This is a genomic window from Sphingomonas sp. Root720, from assembly GCF_001428605.1.
Lineage (GTDB): Bacteria > Pseudomonadota > Alphaproteobacteria > Sphingomonadales > Sphingomonadaceae > Rhizorhabdus.
Genome location: NZ_LMID01000005.1, coordinates 1 through 20,453, shown reverse-complemented (window position 1 = coordinate 20,453; position 20,453 = coordinate 1). Strand labels below are relative to the sequence as shown.

The 20,453-nt window shown below is 64.4% G+C and carries 22 protein-coding genes; 19 read left to right on the top strand and 3 right to left on the bottom strand.

Annotated features, from left to right (window positions below; genetic code table 11):
- The first annotated feature begins 335 nt into the window (after window positions 1-335).
- Window positions 336-479 carry a hypothetical protein gene (locus tag ASE22_RS26730; protein WP_156407241.1) on the top strand — a complete coding sequence of 48 codons (144 nt, stop codon included), beginning with the start codon at window positions 336-338 and terminating at the stop codon, window positions 477-479.
- A gap of 106 nt (window positions 480-585) precedes the next feature.
- A complete protein-coding gene (locus ASE22_RS07055) occupies window positions 586-819 on the top strand; it encodes an antitoxin VbhA family protein (protein WP_235538135.1) in 234 nt (77 codons plus the stop codon).
- A gap of 115 nt (window positions 820-934) precedes the next feature.
- On the opposite strand, the gene ASE22_RS07050 is transcribed toward ASE22_RS07055, so the two are convergent.
- Entirely contained in the window at window positions 935-1,288 is a 354-nt protein-coding gene (locus ASE22_RS07050) for a hypothetical protein (RefSeq protein WP_056356728.1), read from the bottom strand.
- Entirely contained in the window at window positions 1,285-1,968 is a 684-nt protein-coding gene (locus ASE22_RS07045) for a ParA family protein (protein ID WP_056356727.1), read from the bottom strand. Before ASE22_RS07045 ends, ASE22_RS07050 begins: the two co-directional genes overlap by 4 nt.
- Window positions 1,969-2,989: 1,021 nt before the next feature.
- Here ASE22_RS07045 and ASE22_RS07040 point away from each other — a divergent pair.
- The 4 genes from ASE22_RS07040 (at window position 2,990) to ASE22_RS27535 (ending at window position 7,709) form a co-directional block, all read left to right on the top strand.
- Window positions 2,990-3,751: an ImuA family protein gene (locus ASE22_RS07040; protein WP_235538134.1), complete on the top strand. Its 762-nt coding sequence runs from the start codon at window positions 2,990-2,992 to the stop codon at window positions 3,749-3,751.
- A 139-nt stretch (window positions 3,752-3,890) separates the two neighbouring features.
- Entirely contained in the window at window positions 3,891-5,468 is a 1,578-nt protein-coding gene (locus ASE22_RS07035) for a Y-family DNA polymerase (protein WP_443028906.1), read from the top strand.
- Entirely contained in the window at window positions 5,465-7,420 is a 1,956-nt protein-coding gene (locus tag ASE22_RS07030) for a helix-hairpin-helix domain-containing protein (RefSeq protein WP_056356722.1), read from the top strand. Before ASE22_RS07035 ends, ASE22_RS07030 begins: the two co-directional genes overlap by 4 nt.
- A gap of 106 nt (window positions 7,421-7,526) precedes the next feature.
- Window positions 7,527-7,709 carry a hypothetical protein gene (locus ASE22_RS27535; protein WP_235538133.1) on the top strand — a complete coding sequence of 61 codons (183 nt, stop codon included), beginning with the start codon at window positions 7,527-7,529 and terminating at the stop codon, window positions 7,707-7,709.
- Window positions 7,710-7,738: 29 nt separating this feature from the next.
- Here the strand turns inward: ASE22_RS27535 and ASE22_RS26115 are convergent, their stop codons facing one another.
- On the bottom strand, window positions 7,739-8,008 hold the full coding sequence (locus ASE22_RS26115) for a hypothetical protein (RefSeq protein ID WP_082591519.1): 270 nt from the start codon (window positions 8,006-8,008) through the stop codon (window positions 7,739-7,741).
- Window positions 8,009-8,254: 246 nt separating this feature from the next.
- On the opposite strand from ASE22_RS26115, the gene ASE22_RS07020 reads away from it, so the two are divergent.
- The 13 genes from ASE22_RS07020 to ASE22_RS06965 all read left to right on the top strand — a co-directional run bounded on the left by ASE22_RS07020 (window position 8,255) and on the right by ASE22_RS06965 (window position 19,891).
- A complete protein-coding gene (locus ASE22_RS07020) occupies window positions 8,255-8,863 on the top strand; it encodes a hypothetical protein (RefSeq protein ID WP_235538132.1) in 609 nt (202 codons plus the stop codon).
- Window positions 8,860-10,296 (top strand): relaxase/mobilization nuclease domain-containing protein, encoded by a 1,437-nt coding sequence (locus tag ASE22_RS07015; RefSeq protein WP_235538131.1) that lies wholly within the window; start codon window positions 8,860-8,862, stop codon window positions 10,294-10,296. The genes ASE22_RS07020 and ASE22_RS07015 overlap by 4 nt, the downstream gene beginning before the upstream one ends.
- A complete protein-coding gene (locus ASE22_RS07010; protein ID WP_056356717.1) occupies window positions 10,293-11,168 on the top strand; it encodes a hypothetical protein in 876 nt (291 codons plus the stop codon). The genes ASE22_RS07015 and ASE22_RS07010 overlap by 4 nt, the downstream gene beginning before the upstream one ends.
- 156 nt (window positions 11,169-11,324) lie before the next feature.
- Entirely contained in the window at window positions 11,325-11,909 is a 585-nt protein-coding gene (locus ASE22_RS27530) for a hypothetical protein (protein WP_056356715.1), read from the top strand.
- 12 nt (window positions 11,910-11,921) lie between these two features.
- Window positions 11,922-12,857: a nucleotidyl transferase AbiEii/AbiGii toxin family protein gene (locus tag ASE22_RS07000; RefSeq protein WP_056356713.1), complete on the top strand. Its 936-nt coding sequence runs from the start codon at window positions 11,922-11,924 to the stop codon at window positions 12,855-12,857.
- Between the two features lie 116 nt (window positions 12,858-12,973).
- Window positions 12,974-13,414, top strand: coding sequence for a hypothetical protein (locus ASE22_RS06995; RefSeq protein ID WP_156407240.1), 441 nt, complete (start codon window positions 12,974-12,976; stop codon window positions 13,412-13,414).
- A 44-nt stretch (window positions 13,415-13,458) separates the two neighbouring features.
- On the top strand, window positions 13,459-14,103 hold the full coding sequence (locus ASE22_RS06990) for a hypothetical protein (protein ID WP_156407239.1): 645 nt from the start codon (window positions 13,459-13,461) through the stop codon (window positions 14,101-14,103).
- Entirely contained in the window at window positions 14,100-16,118 is a 2,019-nt protein-coding gene (locus ASE22_RS06985) for an ATP-binding protein (protein WP_200956572.1), read from the top strand. The genes ASE22_RS06990 and ASE22_RS06985 overlap by 4 nt, the downstream gene beginning before the upstream one ends.
- Window positions 16,119-16,181: 63 nt before the next feature.
- Entirely contained in the window at window positions 16,182-16,349 is a 168-nt protein-coding gene (locus ASE22_RS27275; RefSeq protein ID WP_200956571.1) for a hypothetical protein, read from the top strand.
- A gap of 3 nt (window positions 16,350-16,352) precedes the next feature.
- Window positions 16,353-16,952: a hypothetical protein gene (locus tag ASE22_RS06980; protein WP_056356708.1), complete on the top strand. Its 600-nt coding sequence runs from the start codon at window positions 16,353-16,355 to the stop codon at window positions 16,950-16,952.
- An 80-nt stretch (window positions 16,953-17,032) separates the two neighbouring features.
- Complete coding sequence (gene istA / locus ASE22_RS06975; protein ID WP_056356707.1) at window positions 17,033-18,547, top strand: IS21 family transposase; 1,515 nt, start codon at window positions 17,033-17,035, stop codon at window positions 18,545-18,547.
- On the top strand, window positions 18,534-19,262 hold the full coding sequence (gene istB / locus ASE22_RS06970; RefSeq protein WP_056356759.1) for an IS21-like element helper ATPase IstB: 729 nt from the start codon (window positions 18,534-18,536) through the stop codon (window positions 19,260-19,262). Before istA ends, istB begins: the two co-directional genes overlap by 14 nt.
- A 182-nt stretch (window positions 19,263-19,444) precedes the next feature.
- Window positions 19,445-19,891 carry a zinc-binding dehydrogenase gene (locus ASE22_RS06965; RefSeq protein WP_162257088.1) on the top strand — a complete coding sequence of 149 codons (447 nt, stop codon included), beginning with the start codon at window positions 19,445-19,447 and terminating at the stop codon, window positions 19,889-19,891.
- Window positions 19,892-20,453: the final 562 nt, after the last annotated feature.

Here is a 20,453-nt window from a genome sequence, read left to right as displayed (position 1 = left end):
CTTCGCCAGAGCAGCTCCGGCCGCTCTCGACGTGCGCGGCAGCGCCGCAGCGGATCGTCAGCAAGGCCGGGCGAGGCTCGGACGGAGTCGCGCATCGGCAGTCTCGTGCCCCAGTCGAATGAAATCTGTCGTCGACACACGCCCATCGTGACAATCGGCCGGGACCGGCGTCAAGGATGCGCGGTTCCCCCAATTTTCACGGCCGTCCGCTTCGCTCCCTGCCGAGAAAATCGGCACCCCCGCGCCCCGCTGCGCGGCCGCTCCGCGGTCCCTGACCCCGGTCTCGCCCGATCGTCCAGCCGCCCCCGTCTTCAAACGAACAGACGGAGGTTCACATGCTTGACCAGACCACACGCACCCAAGCCTGGATCGCGGAGCTCGCGGCCATCGTCGCGGAAATCGATGCGAACGGAATGCCCGCCCCGCGCCCCACCACCGCCAAGCGCACCCGGAAGCCTAAGCCATTCTGGGAGGAGTGACCCCGAATCGGGCGGCTTCGGCCGTCCGACCGTTGGGGGGATGCGCCGTGTTTCTCGCATCGTACCCCCCTTCCCTGCTATGGAATGTCACGGAAAGGCCCGCAGCATGAGTGCCGATATGCCCCCCACGCCTCGTCCCGCGATCAGCAATGAAGAGCGTTCCCGTCGCGAGCAAGAGGTCGGCTTCGCCCGCGGAAGCGTGCACTTCAAGGGCGGCGTGCTGTCCGAAGCGGTCGAGCAGCTTAGCGCCCGTTATGTCGGAGGCGAGATCGACAGCGACGAGCTGACAGCCGCGATCTTGGTCGCCGAATCTACACGCACTACCGCGATTACAAGGTAATACGCGCAACACCAAGTGGGCCGCTCGCCCGCCGCAGGCTTGCGAGAACGGCACCGTCGAAATTGTCATCTGGAAACGGCTTCTCGCCTGTGTGGTCGGCTCGCGTGGCAGTCGCCTATTTGTCCTCGGCCTGCTCCTTCGCTTCGAGCAGGTCGAGCATGATCCCGAACACCTCGCCCTTCGGAAGCCGGTGACGGTAAGCGTACTCGTCGAATCGTTCGCGATCGCCCTCACGCAACCGCAGATTATAGTGGTCGGGGAATTGCGACGGCTGACGCGCCCGCTTTTTCACCGAAGGTCGCGCGGCCGGAGCGCCGGGCCTGTCTGAGACGAAGCCGATCGCCTCTCCGCTCGCTTTGGCCTGGTCGCGCACCTCGCGCGGCGGTGGCGCGATATAGTCGTCGTCGTCGTCGCCGAAGCTGGTGACGCCGGCAAGCCTGGGCGCTGGTTTCGTCGCCTTGTCGCTCATGCCGCGCTCCTCGCGGTCTTGAGCGCTTCAAGGACGTCATGCGTGAAGGCTGCGGCATTCGCGCGGGCCGTCTCGACTGATCCGGCGGCGGCACCCCCTAGCGTCGCCAGCGTTCCGCCTTGGGCGAACAGGCTGCGGTACACAGTTCGTTCGGCGATCGACGTCGGCAAGGTCGGGATCCCCGCCTCCTCCACGCCGTCGGCGATCTGCTGGGCCACGCGTGAGCGGATACGCGCGCTGGCCGGCGTCCGGGTATAGACTCCCGCGAAAGCGATCTCGCGACGGGCTGCGGTCGAGGCTCGACGGATGCTCTGAAAGGCGCGCGCGGCCTGATCGCTATCCAGCACCGAGCCCTGCATCGGAACTAGCGCGAGATTGGTCATCAACAATGCATTCGTGACCCGAGCTGACGCCCTGCCCTCCAGATCGACGATGACGAAGCGCGCCCGCTTCTGCGCGGCGTCGATTGTGTCGATGATCGCGTCCTCGTCGACCTCTTGTACGACCTCAATTCCATCGGGTTTGCCGGGCAGGCGCGCCCATTTCGCTAGCGGAAAGTTGGGATCGGCATCGATGATGACGACGGACGCTCCCCCTTCCGCGAGCTCCAGCGCCAGCAGCAGGCCGGCGGTCGTCTTTCCGACGCCCCCCTTTGGGGATAGCAGCGTGATGACCGGCATCGTTTCCTCTTCATTGAAGCCTGTATTACCGGTACTTCATCGAAGCGACGTGCTTCCGGTATTACAGGCATTGCGCTATCATACTGCGACTACCGTTAATAGCGATAATCCCGGTAGTCTCTGTCTTATCCCCAGCCTTGAGCGGCAGCCGTCGCTGCACGCGTTGCGGGTAACACGCGTAATACCGCTAATCTGCCGTGGCTGCGCGTGGGAGGCCACTCCCCTTTGATCCCACCAAGCCTCAAAGTTTCGCGGCCGGCTACGCGTCGCCAAGTTCGCTTACACTCATCCTCCATGCTGATGCCCCATCCACCGGCCACCTTATATTCTCTGTAAGCGGTGTAATGCCGAGAACATCGCGATTATCCGTAATACCACGACTGCCTGCACTCTCGGTAATGCCGGTAGGGCCCGTATCATCAACGTGCGGTGGGGCGAGCATCCAGCAACGTGATTACGGGTAATCCCGGTAATCACGGATTACCTGTAATGCCGGTGTTCGTGGTGTTCGTGGCGCTAACGCGATGCGGACCAGTCGCCGGTAATACCGCTACCACCCGTGCTCTCCTTAGTGCGAGCAATACCGATAATCGACTTTCGATCCCGAGAGCGCCCCCTGCCCGCCCTCGCCCGCTCCGGCCTTCATGTCGGGTCATTGGGCCACTGTGACGGCCTGGAATGCAGCTGACCGGCCCGTTGAACAGAGCCGAGCCCTTTCATCGAACGAACCCTACCTGCGGGTGCGCGAAGTAATACAAGTAATTCCGATACTGCCCTTACTGCGTTGCGTCGAGGGGAGGGGCTGATACCGGTATTACACCGATTATGCGTATGCGATCTCGCGCCGGGCCGACACTTGGTTCGGCTCAGTCCAACCATGCCGAAACCCGACGGCAGGGGAGGGGGCCCAAACCGCGAGTCCGTCTCTCGACGGTCCCCAGGGCCTTTCAGAATGTCGCAACCGGCTTGACGCAGGCGAAGGGGGGGGAACATAAGAGGAACGCTTCCGAGTCTTACCCGCATGACGATTCACCTCTCCGCCTTACCATCCTCGATCGCAAACCTGCGCGCCTACGCGACAGCTCCCGGCGATCACCGAATCATGTCGTTTGGCGCTGACGCTCTCGACTCGAGACTCAGCGGTGGTGGCCTGCGAGCCGGAGCCCTGCATGAGGCGTCCGCCAGCAGCTGCAGCGTAGTCGATGATGCGGCGGCCACGCTGTTCCTCGCCGGAATCGCCGCCCAGGAAGTCCGCCACCTCGGCGCCCCGGTTCTGTGGGCAAGCACACGCCAGGATCTCTATGCGCCCGGCCTCGCCCAAGCGGGGTTGGCGTCTGCTGACGTCATCTACGCCCACGCGCGAGATGATGCAGCGCTGCTCGCGGTCGTAGAAGACGCGGTCCGCGACGGCACGCCATCTGCGGTCGTCGGCGATGTCAGCAAAATGTCGATGGTTGCCACCCGGCGGCTGCAGTTGGTTGCCGCCGATGCCGACGTGCCGGTCCTCCTCCTTCGCCGCCGCCGGCGACGGGGGGACGATCCGCTCTCTGAGCCGTCCGCGGCCTGGACGCGGTGGAGGATCGCCAGCGCGCCATCCGAACGCCTCGGTGTGGCAGGGCTGGGAAGGGCGCGATGGTCGGTCGAGCTCGTCCGCCAGCGTGGTGGGGAGGGCTTCTCCCTGATCGTGGAGGGATGCGATGAGACGGGTCGTCTCGCTGTTCCTGCCGCACTTGGCCATCGAACGGCTGAGACGGCTGGAACGCGCCGCACCGCAGCCGGCTGAGGCGCTGCCGCTCCAGCTTCCCGTCGATGACGAACCCGGTGCCTGCTCGGTCCCGCGCCGGGGCGGCTGGCGGCCGGGCGCACGGTGGGCGAGGGCAGGGGAGATGCCCCGCGGCGAGATCGCCGCGCAGATCGCGACGATGCCGGCCCATGCCCGCCCGCCTATGCGCGAGCTTGGTCGCCGCTCCGAGCGGGCCGAGCACCCGTTTCGCATGCGCGCCGATGCAAGCGTGCCTTCTGCCCGGAGCGATCTACCTTCGCCTTCGCCCGCTGCGATGGATACCGCACCGATCGCGCTGATCGGCAAGGTCGGCCGGCGCGAAGAAGTGGTGTCGGCGTGCGCCGCCGCGACCGCGCTCGGCATCACCATCGGCATGGCGGCCACCCACGCCCGCGCGCTCGTCTCCGATCTGGATTTCCGCCCGGCGGATCCCGATGCCGATGCAGCGCTCCTCGAGCGACTGGCCCGCTTCGGCGTTCGGCGCTGGTCGCCGATTGTCGCGGCGACGCCGCCCGACGGCCTGTGGCTCGACCTTACCGGCTGCGCGCATCTCCACGGCGGCGAGGAACGGTTCTGCCGCCGCCTGCAGGCATTTTGCCGCCGGGCCGGTTTCACTGCGCGCGTGGCAACGGCCGACACGCCCGGGTGCGCGCATGCGCTCGCGCGCTTCGGCCCGGCCGACCTCACGATTGTACCACCAGGCGCGACCGCGCACGCGCTGGCCCCGCTGCCGGTGGCAGCGTTACGGCTCCAGCCCGCGGCGCTCCTCGCCGCCCGCAGGTTCGGCCTCGACCGCATCGCCGACCTGTTGCCGGTCGCGCGCGGTCCGCTCGCGCGACGGCTTGGCCTGCCAGCGATTACCCGTCTCGATCAGGCGCTCGGCGGCGCTGCAGAGCCGATTATCGGTATTGAGGACATCGATGCGCCCAGCGTCGAGCGCCGTCTGCTGGAGCCGATCGGCACGGCCGGCGCTATCGCGCAGGTCATGCAGGATATGCTGGACGATCTCTCGACCGTCCTCCAGGCCAGGGGGCTCGGCGTCCGCACGCTGCGCCTGGTTGGCTTGCGTGTCGACGGCACCGAGCAGACGGTCGGCGTAGGCACGTCGCGGCCGACCCGCGAGGTGCCGCACCTCCTGCGGCTATTGAAGCTTCGGATCGAACGGATCGATCCCGGCTTGGGCCTCGAGCAGTTCCGCTTGGTGGCGCCCCATACCGAGCATCTGGATGCCACGGCGCTGGGCGCCGTGCTGGCAGGCGAGGTGCTCGCGCGCGACCCCGCCCGCCTGGTCGATATCGTGGCCGGCCGGATCGGCTCTCACGCGGTCTACCGGATCGCGGCGGTCCCGAGCCACGTGCCGGAGCGGGCGGCGATACGAGCCGATCCTGGTGCTCCGCCCGGTGATTGGCCGGCTTGGCGCCGGCCAATCCGGCTCTTCGATCGTCCCGAGCCGCTATTCGGAGTTATCGCGCTTCTGCCAGACCAGCCGCCCCGCCGCTTCGAATGGCGCGGACGCCCGCACCGAATCGTCGCGGGCGATGGACCCGAACGGATCCACGGCGAATGGTGGCGGCGAGACGCTGAGATGTGGGGTGTTCGCGACTATTTCCAGGTCGAGGACGAGGACGGTGGTCGCTACTGGGTGTTCCGGCGCGGCAAAGGCGTGGAAGGCGAAACCGGCGACCTGAGCTGGTGGCTCCACGGCGTGTTCGCATGACGGCGACCGGCTATGTCGAGCTGCAGCTGCTCACGCATTTCTCACTCCTGCGCGGCGCCTCCAGCCCGGAGGAGCTGTTCGCGGCTGGGGCGCTGCTCGGGTACCCCGCGCTTGGCGTCGCCGACCTTGGCACCGTCGCCGGGATCGTGCGCGCCTGGGAGGCGCAAAAGGCAACCGGCGTCCGCTCGATCGCCGGCGCGCGGGTCGATCTGAGCTGCGGCCGCAAACTCCTGCTCTACCCGGCAGACCGCCCCGCCTGGTCGCGGCTCTCCCGGCTGCTGACCGTCGGCAAGCGCCGGGCAGGGAAGGGGGGCTGCCTGCTTCACTGGCACGATCTCGAACCCTGGTCCGGGGGCATCGTCGCCATCTTACTTCCCGACGAAGCGGATGCGGCGAACGCCGCTGCGCTTCGCGATCTGAAAATCATCTACGGCCGGCGGGGCTATATGGCGATGTCGCAGCGCCGCCGTCCGGACGATGCGGTTCGTATCGACGCGCTCGCCCGCCAAGCCGGCAGCGCCGGCGTGCGTGCCGTCGTGACCGGCGACGTTCTCTATCACGCGTCCGAGGCGCGCCTCTTGCAGGACGTGGTGACGGCGGTTCGGGAAAAATGCACCGTCGAGGAGCTCGGCTACCGCCGCGAGGTCAATGCCGATCGTGCGCTGAAGGCCCCGGCCGAGATGGTCCGCCGGTTCGCGGCCTATCCCGATGCGCTTCGCGCCAGCGTGGATATCGCCGAGACGTGCCGTTTCGATCTGGGCGAATTGACCTACACCTATCCGCGCGAGTTCGCCGAGCGCACGTTCCGCCAGCTCGAGGGCTTCGGCAGCTACGGCTTTCCGGAGAGCCACGCCGCATCTTTCGCCAAGATCGCTTACGCCTCCAGCTGGATGAAATACCATCATCCCGACGTGTTTTGCGCGGCGTTGATGAACGCGCAGCCGATGGGCTTCTACGCCCCGGCTCAAATCGTGCGCGATGCGCGCGAGCACGGCGTCGATGTCCGCCCGCCCTGTATCAATGCGAGCCGATGGGACTGCACCCTGGAGCGGGGAAGGGGCCGCATCCATGCCGTCCGGCTCGGCCTCCGTCAGGTGCGGGGTCTGTCCAACGCCCATGGCGCCGCGATCGTGGCGGCGCGCGGAACCGTGCGCTTCGGCTCCGTCGAGGAGGTCTGGCGGCGATCGGGCGTACAGCGCTCGGCGATCGAGAAGCTCGCCGATGCCGACGCGTTCCACAGTTTCGGCGCCGATCGCCGGCAGGGTCTTTGGAAGGTGAAGGGGCTCGGCGAAACACCGTTGCCGCTGTTCGTGGCCGCCGACCAGGCAAGCGAGGCGTTCAGCCCGGAAGGTGTCGAACCATTGGTCACGCTCAGGCCGTTGACCGACGGGCGGGAGGTAGTCGAGGACTATCGCACGCTCCAGCTGTCGTTGCGTGCCCATCCGCTCGCCTTCCTCCGCGACGAACTCAGCCGGCGAGGAATCACGGGCTGCGCGGATCTTACCAACCTGCGGGATGGCCGCCATGTCGAGGTCGCCGGGATCATCCTCGTTCGCCAGAAGCCCGGTAGTGCCAAGGGCGTCCTCTTCATCACTATCGAGGACGAGACGGGGGTTGCGAACGGCATTCTGTGGCCCGACCGGTTTGAGGCACAACGGCGCACCGTCATGTCCGCGTCGATGATCGGCATGAAAGGCCGGGTGCAGAAAGAGGGTGAAGTCATCCACGTCATCTGCGACCGGATCATCGATCATGGCGACCTGCTGGCGCAGCTCGGGGGCATGTCGTTCCCGCACCAGACCGGTCGCGGCGACGGTGCTCGCCATGCCGGAAGCCCCGACCGCGGCGACAAAGGATGGAGCACGTCTCCCCGCAACTGTTATTGGCCGCCGCACGCCGACGGCATGGACCCCGAGAACGTCGTTCGGGTCCAGTCGCGTGACTTTCGCTGACCGTGGAGCCGCTTGCGCGTCACCAGCGCGTCGTCATCGCATTGTCGGTTCACATCCTCCGCGCCGGCGTCGTCCGCTCGGTTCGGGCCGGATCGACGGCATAGAGGTGCGGCTCGCCCTGCGCTGCCTGCTGCACCACTGCCCAGAGCGATGGCCGCTCGAGCAATATTGGGACGCGGCCGCGCAGGAGAATGAGATTGGACGTTCGCAAGGAGTCACCGCGGCGTTCAACGGCATTGTTCGCCAGCTGAGACGGGCAGGGCGGTACGAGGAAATATCGCCGCTCTGAATCGCCGCAGTCATACGTCGCCCGTTGGTTCAAGCGGCCTGCAACGATTCGAGATGTCGAGCGACGGCGGCTCCGCCATGCTGGCCGATGGCGGACGCGATTGCCTTGGCGTCGCTCTTGTCCATGGCTCCGATCTTGATCCGTTCAAGCGCCGCGAGGAGGGTGGGGCGACCCGCATCACGTGCCGCCAATTCCGCCGCCTTCAACTGTTCATCCACGGACGCGAGTTCCGCGATGAGGGCGGCTCGACGTGCGGCGATCGCTTCGAGATCTTCGGGCTTTGAGGCAGCGCGTGGCATCTTCCTACTCCGGACTGGGGGCCTTTAGCACTTGGGTAGCATGAGACTTGGCCCTTCGAAACACCATCCGGGTCCCTCCATAGAAGCAGGGAATGATCGTCCGGCTGCGCGGAACGGCAGCATCACGCCCCACTCCGCGTCGTTGAGTTGAAGGGGTTTGTAAGGGAGGGCTCTTTGGGGTAGTAGGTATAGGGACTAGGGATGGCAGGATATGGCAACCGGCACCAATGTAATACATTGGCTTAGATGGCGCCGCTGCACGGGGCTGATGAGATGATGGTGAGCCTGCGTTTGAGAGATGAGCTGGTCGCGGAGATCGACCGTGTCGCCACCGCGCAAGGACAATCCCGTAGCGCCTGGATCGCCTTGGCTCTTGCCCGCGCGGCGCTAGGGCCCGAAAATGACAACCTGCCGGTGCCCGCTGAACAGGGCAGGGGACATCCTGAGGATCAGGTCCGAGTCACTGTCAGGCTCAACCGCAGCGAGATCGAAGCGATCGACGCGGTTGGTTCGCCGATGGGGCTGACCCGCAATGAGTGGATCAAGCGAGCGGTCCGGTGGCAACTCTGGGACAAGGCGGCGCGTCTGCGCCTTGCACCTGCGACCCAAGGTGAGATCGGCAAACTGCGCAAGCAGGTTCTGGCGATCGGCCGGAACATCAACCAGGCGGTCCATGCCATGAACGCGGCAATCCAGCCGGAGAGCACCCTCGACTTGGCCCGTATCGCCGAGCCTTTCCTGGAGACGTGCGGCGAGCTCAAGGCACAGCTGTTCGCGACCAGACGATCGCTATCGTCCTACGTTGGGGGCGAGGTAGGATACTGGACCGGTGCCCATGATGAGGGGACCCGGTGAGCTTTCGCCTCTCCTCCGGTACGCTCGACACCATGGCTGGCGTCTTCGCGCCATCCAAGAAGTACCGTCTCGGAACAGGTGGCGGAAAGGGCAAAGCTGCCAAGGCTGGCGGCACCATGTTAGGTTTGGCGGCAGCATCCCTGCTGTCGAAACCTGGCACGGGATCCGTTGATTATCGACCGCCGCTGCAAACTAAACGTGCGTTTGGAGGGAGCTCGCAAACGGCTGCCAGTCGCCGCGCCATCTCGACGATGGAGCGGACCGCCCGTCGCGCGCCGGAGGTGGTGGTCCGCATTACCGGCCGCCAACATGGTGGGGGCCACGTCCTCGCGAACTTTTCCTACATCAGTCGTCTGGGTCACGGTGCAGACAAAGAGCTGGCGCTTTACACCAGCGACGGTGATGTCATCCGCGACGGCCGAGATATGCAGATCCTCTCCCAGGACTGGCACGAATGGGAGATGGGTGACGACGCACGCCGAAAGGGGGCGACGTCGCTTTCGATGATCCTGTCGATGCCGACCGGCACCGACCCCGAGCGGTTGAGAGAGGCCGCCCTCGATTTCGCGCGCGAGGAGTTCGCCAACCGGTCTTGGGTTGCTTCGCTCCACGTCGATCGCGATCACCCCCATGTTCATTTGACGGTAGCGCGGCGCGACCACGACGGACGGCGCTTCCATCCGAACCGCGATGACCTTTTCCGCTACCGCCAGCGGTTCGCGACGAAGTTACGCGACCGCGGCATCGAGGCGAATGCGACGCCGGCCAAAGCGCGCGGTATCGACCCGAAGCATGAGCCGATCGCCGCCCACAAGGTCCGCGAGAAGGGAGGGGTTCCTCGCATCGACAAGACTCGCGCCGATCGCGCAGCGCGGTACGGTGAGGCAGGACTCCCGGATCCCGTCGAGAAGATCTTGGCGCGCCAGCACGCGACCGTTCGGGACGCCTATGAGCGCTCGATCGCCGAGCTGTCGGCGTCACCCTCACTGGTCGACCAGGCCATCGTCAACAGTCTTGAACGGTTCGTGACCTCAATGCCGGCGCCAGAGCCTAACTCGGTCCGGGCGGCGCGGACGACGCGCGAAACGCGAGACGGCGCCGACCGGGGATCTGCGCCAGAGCATGGCGCCCGCAACGCTCCTAAGGAACCTGATCCACTCGGTGCCGCACTCGCCCGATCCAGGGCAATGCGTGAACAGCTCGATGCCAAACGAGTTGCACCAGAGGCGCCCGGGCGCTCCCAGCCCGAAGGGGAGGGGGATCGTCCGGCGGGCATGTCGGATCGCCTCCGCTCGCTGATGGACGAGGCCGCCAAGCAATCCTCCGAGGCGGGGCCGAACAAGGCTGACGACATCCTCCGCAAGACGCAGGAACGCGATCGCGCCCAGCGCGACCGAGACCGCCCACCGGACAAAGGCGGTCCACGTCGATGAGCACGGATGTGACGGCGACCACGCTGGCGGCGGTCCTTGATGCGCTGACCCTCATCCAGGGGCGGCTCGATACGGTGGCGAGGGGCAACGCTCGCATCGAGGCGGCGCAGAAGGACATCCTGAGCCGGCTCGACACGATCGACGCCGGCCAGGCTGCGGTGACGGACTTGGTCCCGGTGCTGGAGACAATCCTGGCGCGCTCGATCGAGGATCGCGAGCTGACTCGAGCCCAGTTCACGACAGTCGCGGAGATCGCCGCGTTCGCCCATGCTGCTGCGAGTGGGAATTCGGCGCCACTTCCGATCGACGTCGCCGACGACGCACTACTCGAGCGCTTCGCACTCGCTCAGCCGGCCGACAGGACGTCGGAAGACCGCGCCCTGGTCGAATGGCAAAAGGCAGCCCGAAACGTCGGCTCGGCCGAGCTCCTCGCTCTCTTGGCAAGGCAGTACCATCCATCTCCGACCGACAGACCGGAAACGCGCGTGCTGCGTTACAGGCTCGCCGCAATAACTCGCTCTGAGATCGAGGGAAGGGGCCTAACCCCGCTGGCGCCGCCCGCATCGACGATAGCTGTGGACCGCTCGGTGTCGGCGCGGAACGCGCGATCGGACGAGCTTGCTCGCTTGTGGCGAGCGGGGGAGAGCGCTGCACTGTTTGCCGAGCCCGAACTCGCCGGCTTGCTCGACATCTTCGCACAGGCCGAACGCAGCGGGGGAGGGGATGAGGATCGGCTGTCCGCCGACCTCGCGGACCTCCACCGCGCCTTGGGTGAACGCCTCGCAGCGGGGGAGCGCCCCTCGATTGCCGATGCCCGTACAAGGGACACGGACGAGCCGACGGCCGAGATCCAGCCTGATCGGCAACGCTAGGGCGGCCTCATGCCGCGAGCTCGTGCGAGAAGAAGGTCTATCCTCCCCTCCGAACGGGCCGCGTAGGTGCGCTCCGAGTCCGTCATTGCATGAATCTTTAATGAGAAGTTGAACAGGCGGAGTGTACGATCTATCTCTCGGAGCGAGGGAAAGACGATGACTGCGCTGACGGATCTCACAAAGCACCTGCGCCCAGGACAGGTTTACCGCCGAAAGGATCTGGCGCGATGGTCCACGTCCGTCGATCGACACCTCAAGCAGCTGCTTGCCGAAGGGCGCCTCGAGAAGGTCGCTGGCGGGCTCTACATGGCTCCGCGCAAGACTCGCTTCGGTAGCGCTCCCGCGACGCCCGAGAAGCTGGTGAAGAGCTTCCTCGGCGATGATCGTTTCCTGATGGTCTCGCCGAGTGCCTTTAATGGCCTGGGCGTGGGAACGACACAGCTCCACAACGAGCCAGTGGTCTACAACCGCAAGCGCCACGGCCGTTACAAGCTCGATGGGCGAACCTACGATTTCCGGATGCGCTCGAGTGTGCCGGCCCAGCTCTCGCAGGAAGTCCTCCTGGTCGACCTCCTCCACAATCTGGACCGGTTGCCCGAGGACAAGGCGGACGTGCTGCCGCGCGCGCTCCAGCGTGCGCAGGCGATGGATAAGACGCGTCTTGCGCGCGCGGTCCGGGACTTCGGATCCGCGCGCGCCGAACGCCTCCTGGCGCCAGTGCTCCATGCCGTACCCGTCTGAGAGCGACACGGCGTGCTTCTTCATGAAAGTTCGGATTTCCGCGACCTGATCGCGGTCACCTCCCGCGATCTGGCGATCGACCCCGGCCTGGTCGAAAAGGATTATTGGATCATGCACGGCCTCTGGGGCCTGCAGCAGCTCGGCTTTCGATTCGAGCTCAAGGGCGGGACCTCTCTGTCCAAAGGCTACCAGCTGATCCATCGCTTCTCAGAAGATATCGACATCCTCATCCATCCGGAGGCCGATCTCCCTCGCGGGCCTAACCAGAACAAGCCGACGCATGTCGAGGCGCGCCGCGGCTTTTATGACGGGCTCCCGGCACGCTTAGCTATCCCGGGCTTCGACAGTGCTTCGCGAGACCACGCCTTCGACGACGCGCGAATGCGCAGCGCAGGCATCCGCCTGCACTATCCCGCGCTCAACCCGCTCCCCGAAGGTGTAAAGACCGGAATCCTCCTGGAAGCGGGTTTCGATCAGGTCGCGCCCAACCGGCCGTGCCTGATTTCCTCCTGGGCCTACGACCGGGCGGTGCAGGACGGGGCCTCGGAGTTCACCGATAACCGGGCTCGCGACGTCCATTGCTATGAGCCCGGCTTCACGCTGGTCGAGAAGCTCCAGACGATCTCGACGAAATTTCGCCGCCAGCAGGAGACGGGCACGCTGCCCCAGAACTTTCTGCGCCACTATTACGACCTCTACTGCCTCCTCGACGACGCGAGCGTGCAGGCGTTCGTGGGCACGGAAGCGTATCTGGCTCACAAGGCGGCGCGCTTTCCGCAACCCGACGATCCCGACATTTCGCGTAACCCGGCATTTCGGCTTGACCATGCCGACACGCGTGCGGCCTTCGGGCGCTCCTATCGGCAGACCGCTGCACTTTACTATCGCGAGCAACCGCCGTTCGACGACCTGCTGGCGCGGATCGCCGCGCATGCGGGCCAGCTGTAGAGGCTGAAGCACAGATGGAGGACGCCACTGGCCGGAACCCGGCGTTTCGCTTGGCTGACCACCTCGCTCGGACGCGGCTCATCTACCCATCGCCGCTTATCAGTGCGCCCAGAGTCATGGTGATCGACGTACCAGAAGGAAACCGAGGGGAGGCGCTGCCACTGGGCCGCTACTATCCGATCATCATCGAAACTGACGCAGAACAAGCGGAACTCGATCGGTTCATCAACGAGCCTCGTGGCCGTCCTGAAATCCCCGATCTCCTCGATCACCGCCCCTCCCAATTGCAGACCGACCATGTGCTGATATCGCGCTACGATGCACCGGCCGACGGTTGGCCATGGCTCTGCGTCGTGCACTGGCCAGAGGTCTTCGCCCAAGCTGCCGATGGCCATGGGATCGCCATGGCTCGTGGCCGCTACACGATGGAGCTGTTTGCTCGCTCCGAGGGGGTCGATGCCCATTGCGTAGCCCTGCTCGACGGCCTGCGTTCGCAGTACGAGATCAGCGTGCGTATGGTCTCTGCTGACCAACTGGCCGCACCCGGAAATGCCTGAGATGGTGACGTTCGCGCTCGACCGCCGCGGAGAGGGGCTCACAGATGGATTTGCAGGCTAAGGATTGGCTTCCACCTGTGATCGGGCTTGCTGGAGGCCTCGTGGCGGGTTTGATCGCCGCAATGTCGGCCGTGATCGGCAAGGAAAACAAAATCAGCGAGTTCCGGCAGGCCTGGATCGATGCACAGCGCGAAGACCTCGCCACGATCACGGCCGAAGCGATTGCCTATGCCAGCGAGACCGATCCTTCGAAGAAGGTTGGGCGTCTTGCCTCATTTGATGGCGCGCACTCTCGTGTCGAGCTCCGAGAAAACCCCGAAAAGGAAGAGTGGACGACCGTTCGGGGCAACCTCGAGACGCTTCGCGAGGGCATGCTCAAGCCCGCACCCGACATTGTCGGTCTTCGGTTCCTTTGCACGACGATCCTCGTGGAGGCTCGGTCGCCGCTGAAAGCGAACTGGACGATCGTGAAGAAGGGTGAACCCTGGTTTCGCCGCTTCAAACGAGCGATCATTGTCGCGATCGTCGCCGCCGTGACGATCGGTGTGACCGTGGCGCTCTGGGTGGGCCCAACGGCACCGCATGCGCGACCCGCAACATCCGCCGATAGACCCGGAATGGTGGCACCGCTCGTCACGGGCAAAGCCACCTTGGTGCACGCGGCGGAGCCGGGTAGGACCGCACCATGACATCGCTACGGCCCAATCTCGTCAAACGTATCGACCGGCTTCCGAAGCCGACGTCCGTGGCGGGGGCCATGCAGCCGCTTTTCGAAGCGATCAGCAACGCCATCCATTCGACCCAAACCAAGTACGGCCAGGCGGTAACTACCGAAGGCCGCATCGTTGTGACGGTGAACACCAACCGGAAGAAGGAGAAATTCTGGGCAACCGTCGAGGACAACGGGCTCGGCTTGGACGAGAAGAACTGGGAATCATTCACCACCACTGATACCGACAACAAGCTCAGCATCGGTGGTAAGGGGGTGGGACGCTTGCTCTGGCTTGATTGCTTCACCTCGACGCGCATCGAGACAGTTTCCCGCAGCGAGACGGGGCTGACCCGCAGATCATTCACGTTTCGGTTGGCAAACGATGATCAGATTGCGGACTACAGCGAAGTTGCGGCTCCGGTCGAGCGGGGTACGTCTTTCCACGTGCGCTTCGACGGATTACGGGACAATGGCTACCTGACGCGTTTCCCAGGGCGCGACAGCTTCGTCTTCCAGCATCTCACTTCGCACTTTTTGCCAACTTTCATCGGCGGGCGCTGTCCCTTGATTGCAGTGCACGTGGGGGACGAAACCAGAAACTATCCTTCGGACATCGACAAGATCGTTCACCGCAAGGAGACTGGAATCCTCCTGGAAACAGCGGAATATGGCGCGCTGACACTTACGCTAATGGAGTGCGATAAGGTCGCTAGCGCCGACCTGAAAGGCTCGCACTTTGTTCACTTCATTGCGCATGATCGCACGGTGGAATCACAGTGCATCGACGGCAAGCTCGGGCTTAAATACTTCGGTGAGAACGCCGATCGCGTTTTCCACGCAGTTTTAACTGGCGAGTTCCTCGACAAAAACGTTAATCAGGAGCGGACTGCGTTTATGTTCGAGGACGTCGTTCTCGACCGGATCATCAACGACGTTTGCTCCGAGCAAATCGAGCGGTTCCTGGCCGAGCCGCTTGCGAAACTCAGTACCGAGCAACGGGCCATCATCGATCAGATCACCCAGTCCTATCCGTCGGTCGCCTTTGGGGACACCGATGAATTGCAGGGGAAGATTCCGTCGGGCGAGCTCAGCGACGACGCGATCTATGGCCATCTGTCGCGCGAGCGGTTCCGCCGCGATCAGCGGCAGGCCGAGAAGATCAAGTCCGTGCTATCACGCCTCAAGGACGGGACCGGCACCGCAGCCTCCTTCGCCGACGCGGTCAGCGAGGCGGGTAGAGCGATCGAGGATACCGAACAGCGGAGCCTGACTGAATACATCCTTCGACGGAAGGTCGTCCTCGATTTCATCGAGATCCTGCTCCAAAAGGTCCGCGACGAGGCCCGGGACAGCTCCTACCAGCGCGAGGACATCCTGCACTCCTTCATCTGCCCGCTGCGTGTGACCACGCTCGCTGGCGGCTCCGCCAAGGTTGAGCCGGCGAGCTCGCATGATCTCTGGATCATCGACGAGCGGCTGACGTTCGCGCAATACTTCAGCTCGGACGTCGGTTTCAGCGCCCTGTCGGCGGCGACGGCCAACGCCGAACGCCCCGATGTCCTAATCTTCGACTACGTCCACGGGCTGCGGCAAGTCGAAGACTCCTCCAAGGTCCTCCTCATCGAGTTCAAGCGGCCAGGACGGACGAGCTACAACGACGACGAAAATCCGCAGCTGCAGGTCGAGCGCTACGTTCGTCAGCTGTTGTCGGGCGCTATGACCGACGTGAAAGGACGGCCGATCAAGCTGGATGAGCGCACTGTCTTTCACTGCTTCATCGTCGCTGATATTGTCGGCAAGCTCGATGAATGGACCTATTCCTGGCAGCGAACCGCCGATGGCCGAGGGCGGGTGTACCAGCCGAGAGACGGGTTTCGCGGGTCAATCGAGCTCATGGGGTGGGATGCTCTCCTCGACGACGCGCGCGGACGCAACCAGGCCTTCTTCGATCGGGCGGGGATCAGCGGTAAGAGCTACTTCAGTCCCGAGTGACGGACAACGCAGAGGTGGAACCGGAAGCTCATCGGCGCTATATAGACGCTCTGGGAGACGCCGATGCAGCTCAATACCACTCAGTCGATCAGCCTTGGCCGACGTGTGCACAGTACCTTTGGTAGCTGGCAGCGGGCGAGGGAGCTTTCTGTCCGCACCGCCGATGGCGTTTACAAGCTCGATGAGAGCGCGGTGACGAAGGTCGCTGAGGAGCGCAAGGCCGGCGAGTAGCCTATGACGTTTGGCTACGCGCTTCTGGGGGCGCTCGTTCTGCTGCTGCCCGGCTTCGCAGGATATTACGGCGTGCGGATCGGCGAGGCCAACGACCTCGTGTCGCCCCGGCCCGATCACCCCAACTCCAATCAGACGATCTTCCTCGTCGTAGCGCTGGCGCTCAGCGCCCATGTCGCAGGCGCGATCTTATTCGCAGCCAACGAGCAGATCGCAGGCGCGCACCCTTGGTTCAACATCGGCTTCGATCCCAATCCCTATAAAATGCTGTTGCTGGGCCACGTGCCCGGACGGCTCTCGTCGACGGCGTTCGCGGCCGAGCTCCTCTACTTCTTCCTCCTGACGATCGCGACCGGTTGGGTAGGGGAGCGAACCGCCAAGCTGAACCCGATCACCACCAAAGCTCAGCCGCTCCGCTTCGGCTGGCTTCTGCCGATCGCCCGCCAGGTTGAGCAGGGCAGTCACATTGTCATCGGTTACGTGATGACCACCACAGACAATGATGGCTCATGGCTCGCCTATGAGGGAATGGTGCGTAGGCTCGCGCTCGACGATGACGACGGAATCCAGATTGTGGATCGGCGTGCAAAAGGAACCCCGTAGCGGGGTGATCGGCGTCCAAGAGGGACCCCTCATTTCGATGGTTTAGGTAGCGGCCTGGTTTTCCAGGTGGCGAGATCGGGATGTTGGTGGTGGAGACAGTTGTTCGGATTCGGCGCGAGCACGCCAATGGGAAGCCGATCAAGGCGATTGCGCGGGATTTGCGGTTGTCGCGCAAGGTGGTGCGCAAGGCGATCCGAGCTCCCGAGGGCGCGTTTGACTATCATCGCTCGGTTCAGCCGCTGCCTCGGATCGGGCCATTTCGAGATCGGCTCGACATCCTACTGACGGAGAACGAAGCGCGGCATCGGCGTGATCGGCTGCGGATGACGCGGATCCATGACCTACTGCTGCGCGAAGGTTTTGAGGGCTCTTATGATGCCGTCCGGCGCTATGCCCGGCGCTGGGCAGACGCGCGGCGTAAGGATCCAGGCGACGGCGTGGCGGCGTTCATCCCGCTGCTGTTCAAGCCCGGCGAGGCGTACCAGTTCGACTGGAGCCACGAGGACGTCGAGATCGCGGGCAAGCCGATGCGCGTGAAGGTGGCGCAGATGCGGCTGTGCGCGTCGCGCGCGGTCTACGTCCGGGCCTATCCGCGTGAGACGCAGGAGATGGTGTTCGATGCGCATGCGCGCGGCTTCGCCTTCTTCGGCGGGGTGCCGCTGCGCGGCATCTACGATAATATGAAGACCGCAGTGACGGCCGTGTTCGTCGGCAAGGAACGGGTCTTCAACCGGCGGTTCCTGGTTATGGCCGATCATTACATGGTCGAGCCGACCGCCTGTTCACCGGCAGCAGGCTGGGAGAAGGGCCAAGTCGAACATCAGGTTCAGACGATACGCGGTCGCTTCTTTCAACCCCGGCTGCGGTTCGCCAGCCTCGAGGAGTTGAACGGTTGGCTGGAGGCCGAGTGCCGGCGCTGGGCGGCGACGCACGCGCATCCCGAACAGAAGGATATGACCGTCGCCGAAGCCCTGGCGTTGGAGCGGCCTGCGCTGCAACCGATGCTGGCGCCGTTCGACGGCTTCCACGAGACCCAGCATGCGGTGACCGGAACCTGCCTGATCAGCTTCGACCGCAACCGCTACTCTGTGGCGGCCAGGGCCGTGCGTCGCGCAGTGCAGGTCCGCGCCTACGCCGACCGGATTATCGTCCGTCTGGGTGGCGAGGTTGTCGCCGAGCATCCTCGCTGCTTCGGGCGCGACCGGACGATCTACGATCCCTGGCACTATCTACCGGTGCTGGTGAACAAGCCCGGCGCGCTCAGGAACGGTGCGCCATTCCATGGCTGGGATCTGCCGCCGGCGCTTGCCCGGCTACGGCGCAAGCTTGGCAGCGGAGATGAAGCCGACCGCCGCTTCGTCCGCGTGCTGGCGGCCGTATCGAGCGATGGGCTGGAGGCGGTCGAGGCCGCAGTCCGCGAAGCGCTCGATGCCGGTGCTGCCAGCGACGAGGTGATCCTCAACATCCTGTCGCGGCGACGCGAGCCGCCGCCGGCTCGTCCGCTCGACGTCGTGGTCGATCTGAAGCTCAACCATCCGCCCATTGCCGACTGCGCACGCTACGACACAGTACGAGGCCTTGATGCAGCGGCATGAGATGATCGACGCCATGCGTACGCTCGGCCTCAAGGGAATGGCTGGCGCGTTCGACGAGGCCGTGACCACCGGTGTGCAGCGCAAGCGCACGGTCGCCGAGATCCTGACCGATCTGCTGCGCGCCGAAGCCGCCCACCGCCATGCCGCCTCGATCCGCTACCGGATGAGCGCCGCCAAGCTGCCGGTGGTGAAGGACATCGACGCGTTCATGTTCGAGGGCACCCCGATCAACGAGGGGCTGGTCCGTTCGCTTCATGCCGGATCGTTCCTGCCGGCCAAGCGCAATATCGTGCTGGTCGGCGGCACTGGGACCGGCAAGACGCACCTGGCCATCGCCATTACCGCCGCCGTCGTGCGTGCCGGCGCCCGTGGTCGCTACTTCAACACCGTCGATCTGGTGACCCGGCTCGAGGAGGAAGCGCGCATCGGCAAGGCGGGTTCACTTGCCGCCCAGCTCAGCCGCCTCGAACTCGTCGTGCTCGATGAACTTGGCTATCTGCCATTCGCGCGTTCAGGCGGCCAGCTGCTGTTCCACCTGATCAGCAAGCTCTACGAGAAAACCTCGGTGATCATCACCACCAACCTGGCGTTCGGGGAATGGCCTACCGTGTTCGGTGATCCCAAGATGACCACCGCGCTGCTCGACCGGATTACCCACCATTGCGACATCGTCGAGACCGGCAACGACAGCTGGCGCTTCAAAAATCGCAGCTAGTCGGCCCCAGCGGCCGAAAGAAAACTGCTTCGCTCTGCTGCTGCCTCCGGTCGGGCTACGCCCTCCCTACGCCACCAGCAGAGCGAAACTAGCGCCCTGCATCAACCGATCGCACTGCCGCCAAAGGGGTCCCTTTTGCGCGCCGATAGGGGGTCCCGTTTGGACGCCGATTGACAATTCATGTGATTGCCACTACCCGGGGCGATTCACCGGAGGCGCTACGCTTGGGCGCACAGGAGGCCTATGATGCCAGCGAGGGAGATGTGTTTGCCGCTATTCGCCTGGCGCATCCGAAGGGCGTCGATGCGGTGCTCGATTTGGTGCACGGGGCGGATGATATAGCCCGCGTTACCGAGATCCTAACCCCAGGAGCTCGCATCGTTTCCGCTTTGCGCGCAGCAGATGAGGTCTGGTTCAAAGAGCACAAAATCGACGCTGCTAACATCGGAGGCGGCGCAAACCCGAAGTCATCTCCTGCGGGTTTGATCGAGCTCGCACAGCTGGTCCTTTCCGGTGTGATAACGCCGCGGATCACGCTCATCGCCGACTTGGAAGATGTTCCAGCATTGACGTCTGGAGGAACCTCTCGCGGGTCAAACGGCAAAGTGATCATCCGCCTTACGAGCTGATAGTCGAGCAGTAACCGCTCTATTCGAAGTGACTCAGCGGCACTCTCAAGGTAATGGAGTAAGGTTCCTTAGTCGGATAATTCAGATCATGTGAGACAGAGGAGTCGGCAGCGCGTGATAGCTAATCTCTACTAGCCTATCGTGCCAAGTGACGGCGCAAACCGTAAACCCGATTGCAGCCGTATCCAAGTGCCGTGCGGACGACCAGTGTTTTCGACTTGCGCACTGAACAGGAAGTCCATGGAGTCGTTGTGGTTGACAGCGTAATTTTGCGTTCACGTTTCGGTAGCCGCGTGAGAACCCTTTGCGCGCGCAGTAATCTGCCGACCCAAGAGCTGGCTGCGTTAAGTAAGCTACCCACCGGTCGTATCGAGAAGATCCTGGACGGGACGTACGTCCGCATCACGATTTCAGAAATGGACATCATTGCCTGCGCGCTGGGAACGCCGCTCTTTAACCTTCTGGGGGGCGTTTGCGGGAGGGGGCGGAATCCTACGCTAAGGATTTGGGCCAGCGATATTCCCCGGTTAGATTGATGTGTTCCCATCCCAACGGCGAGACG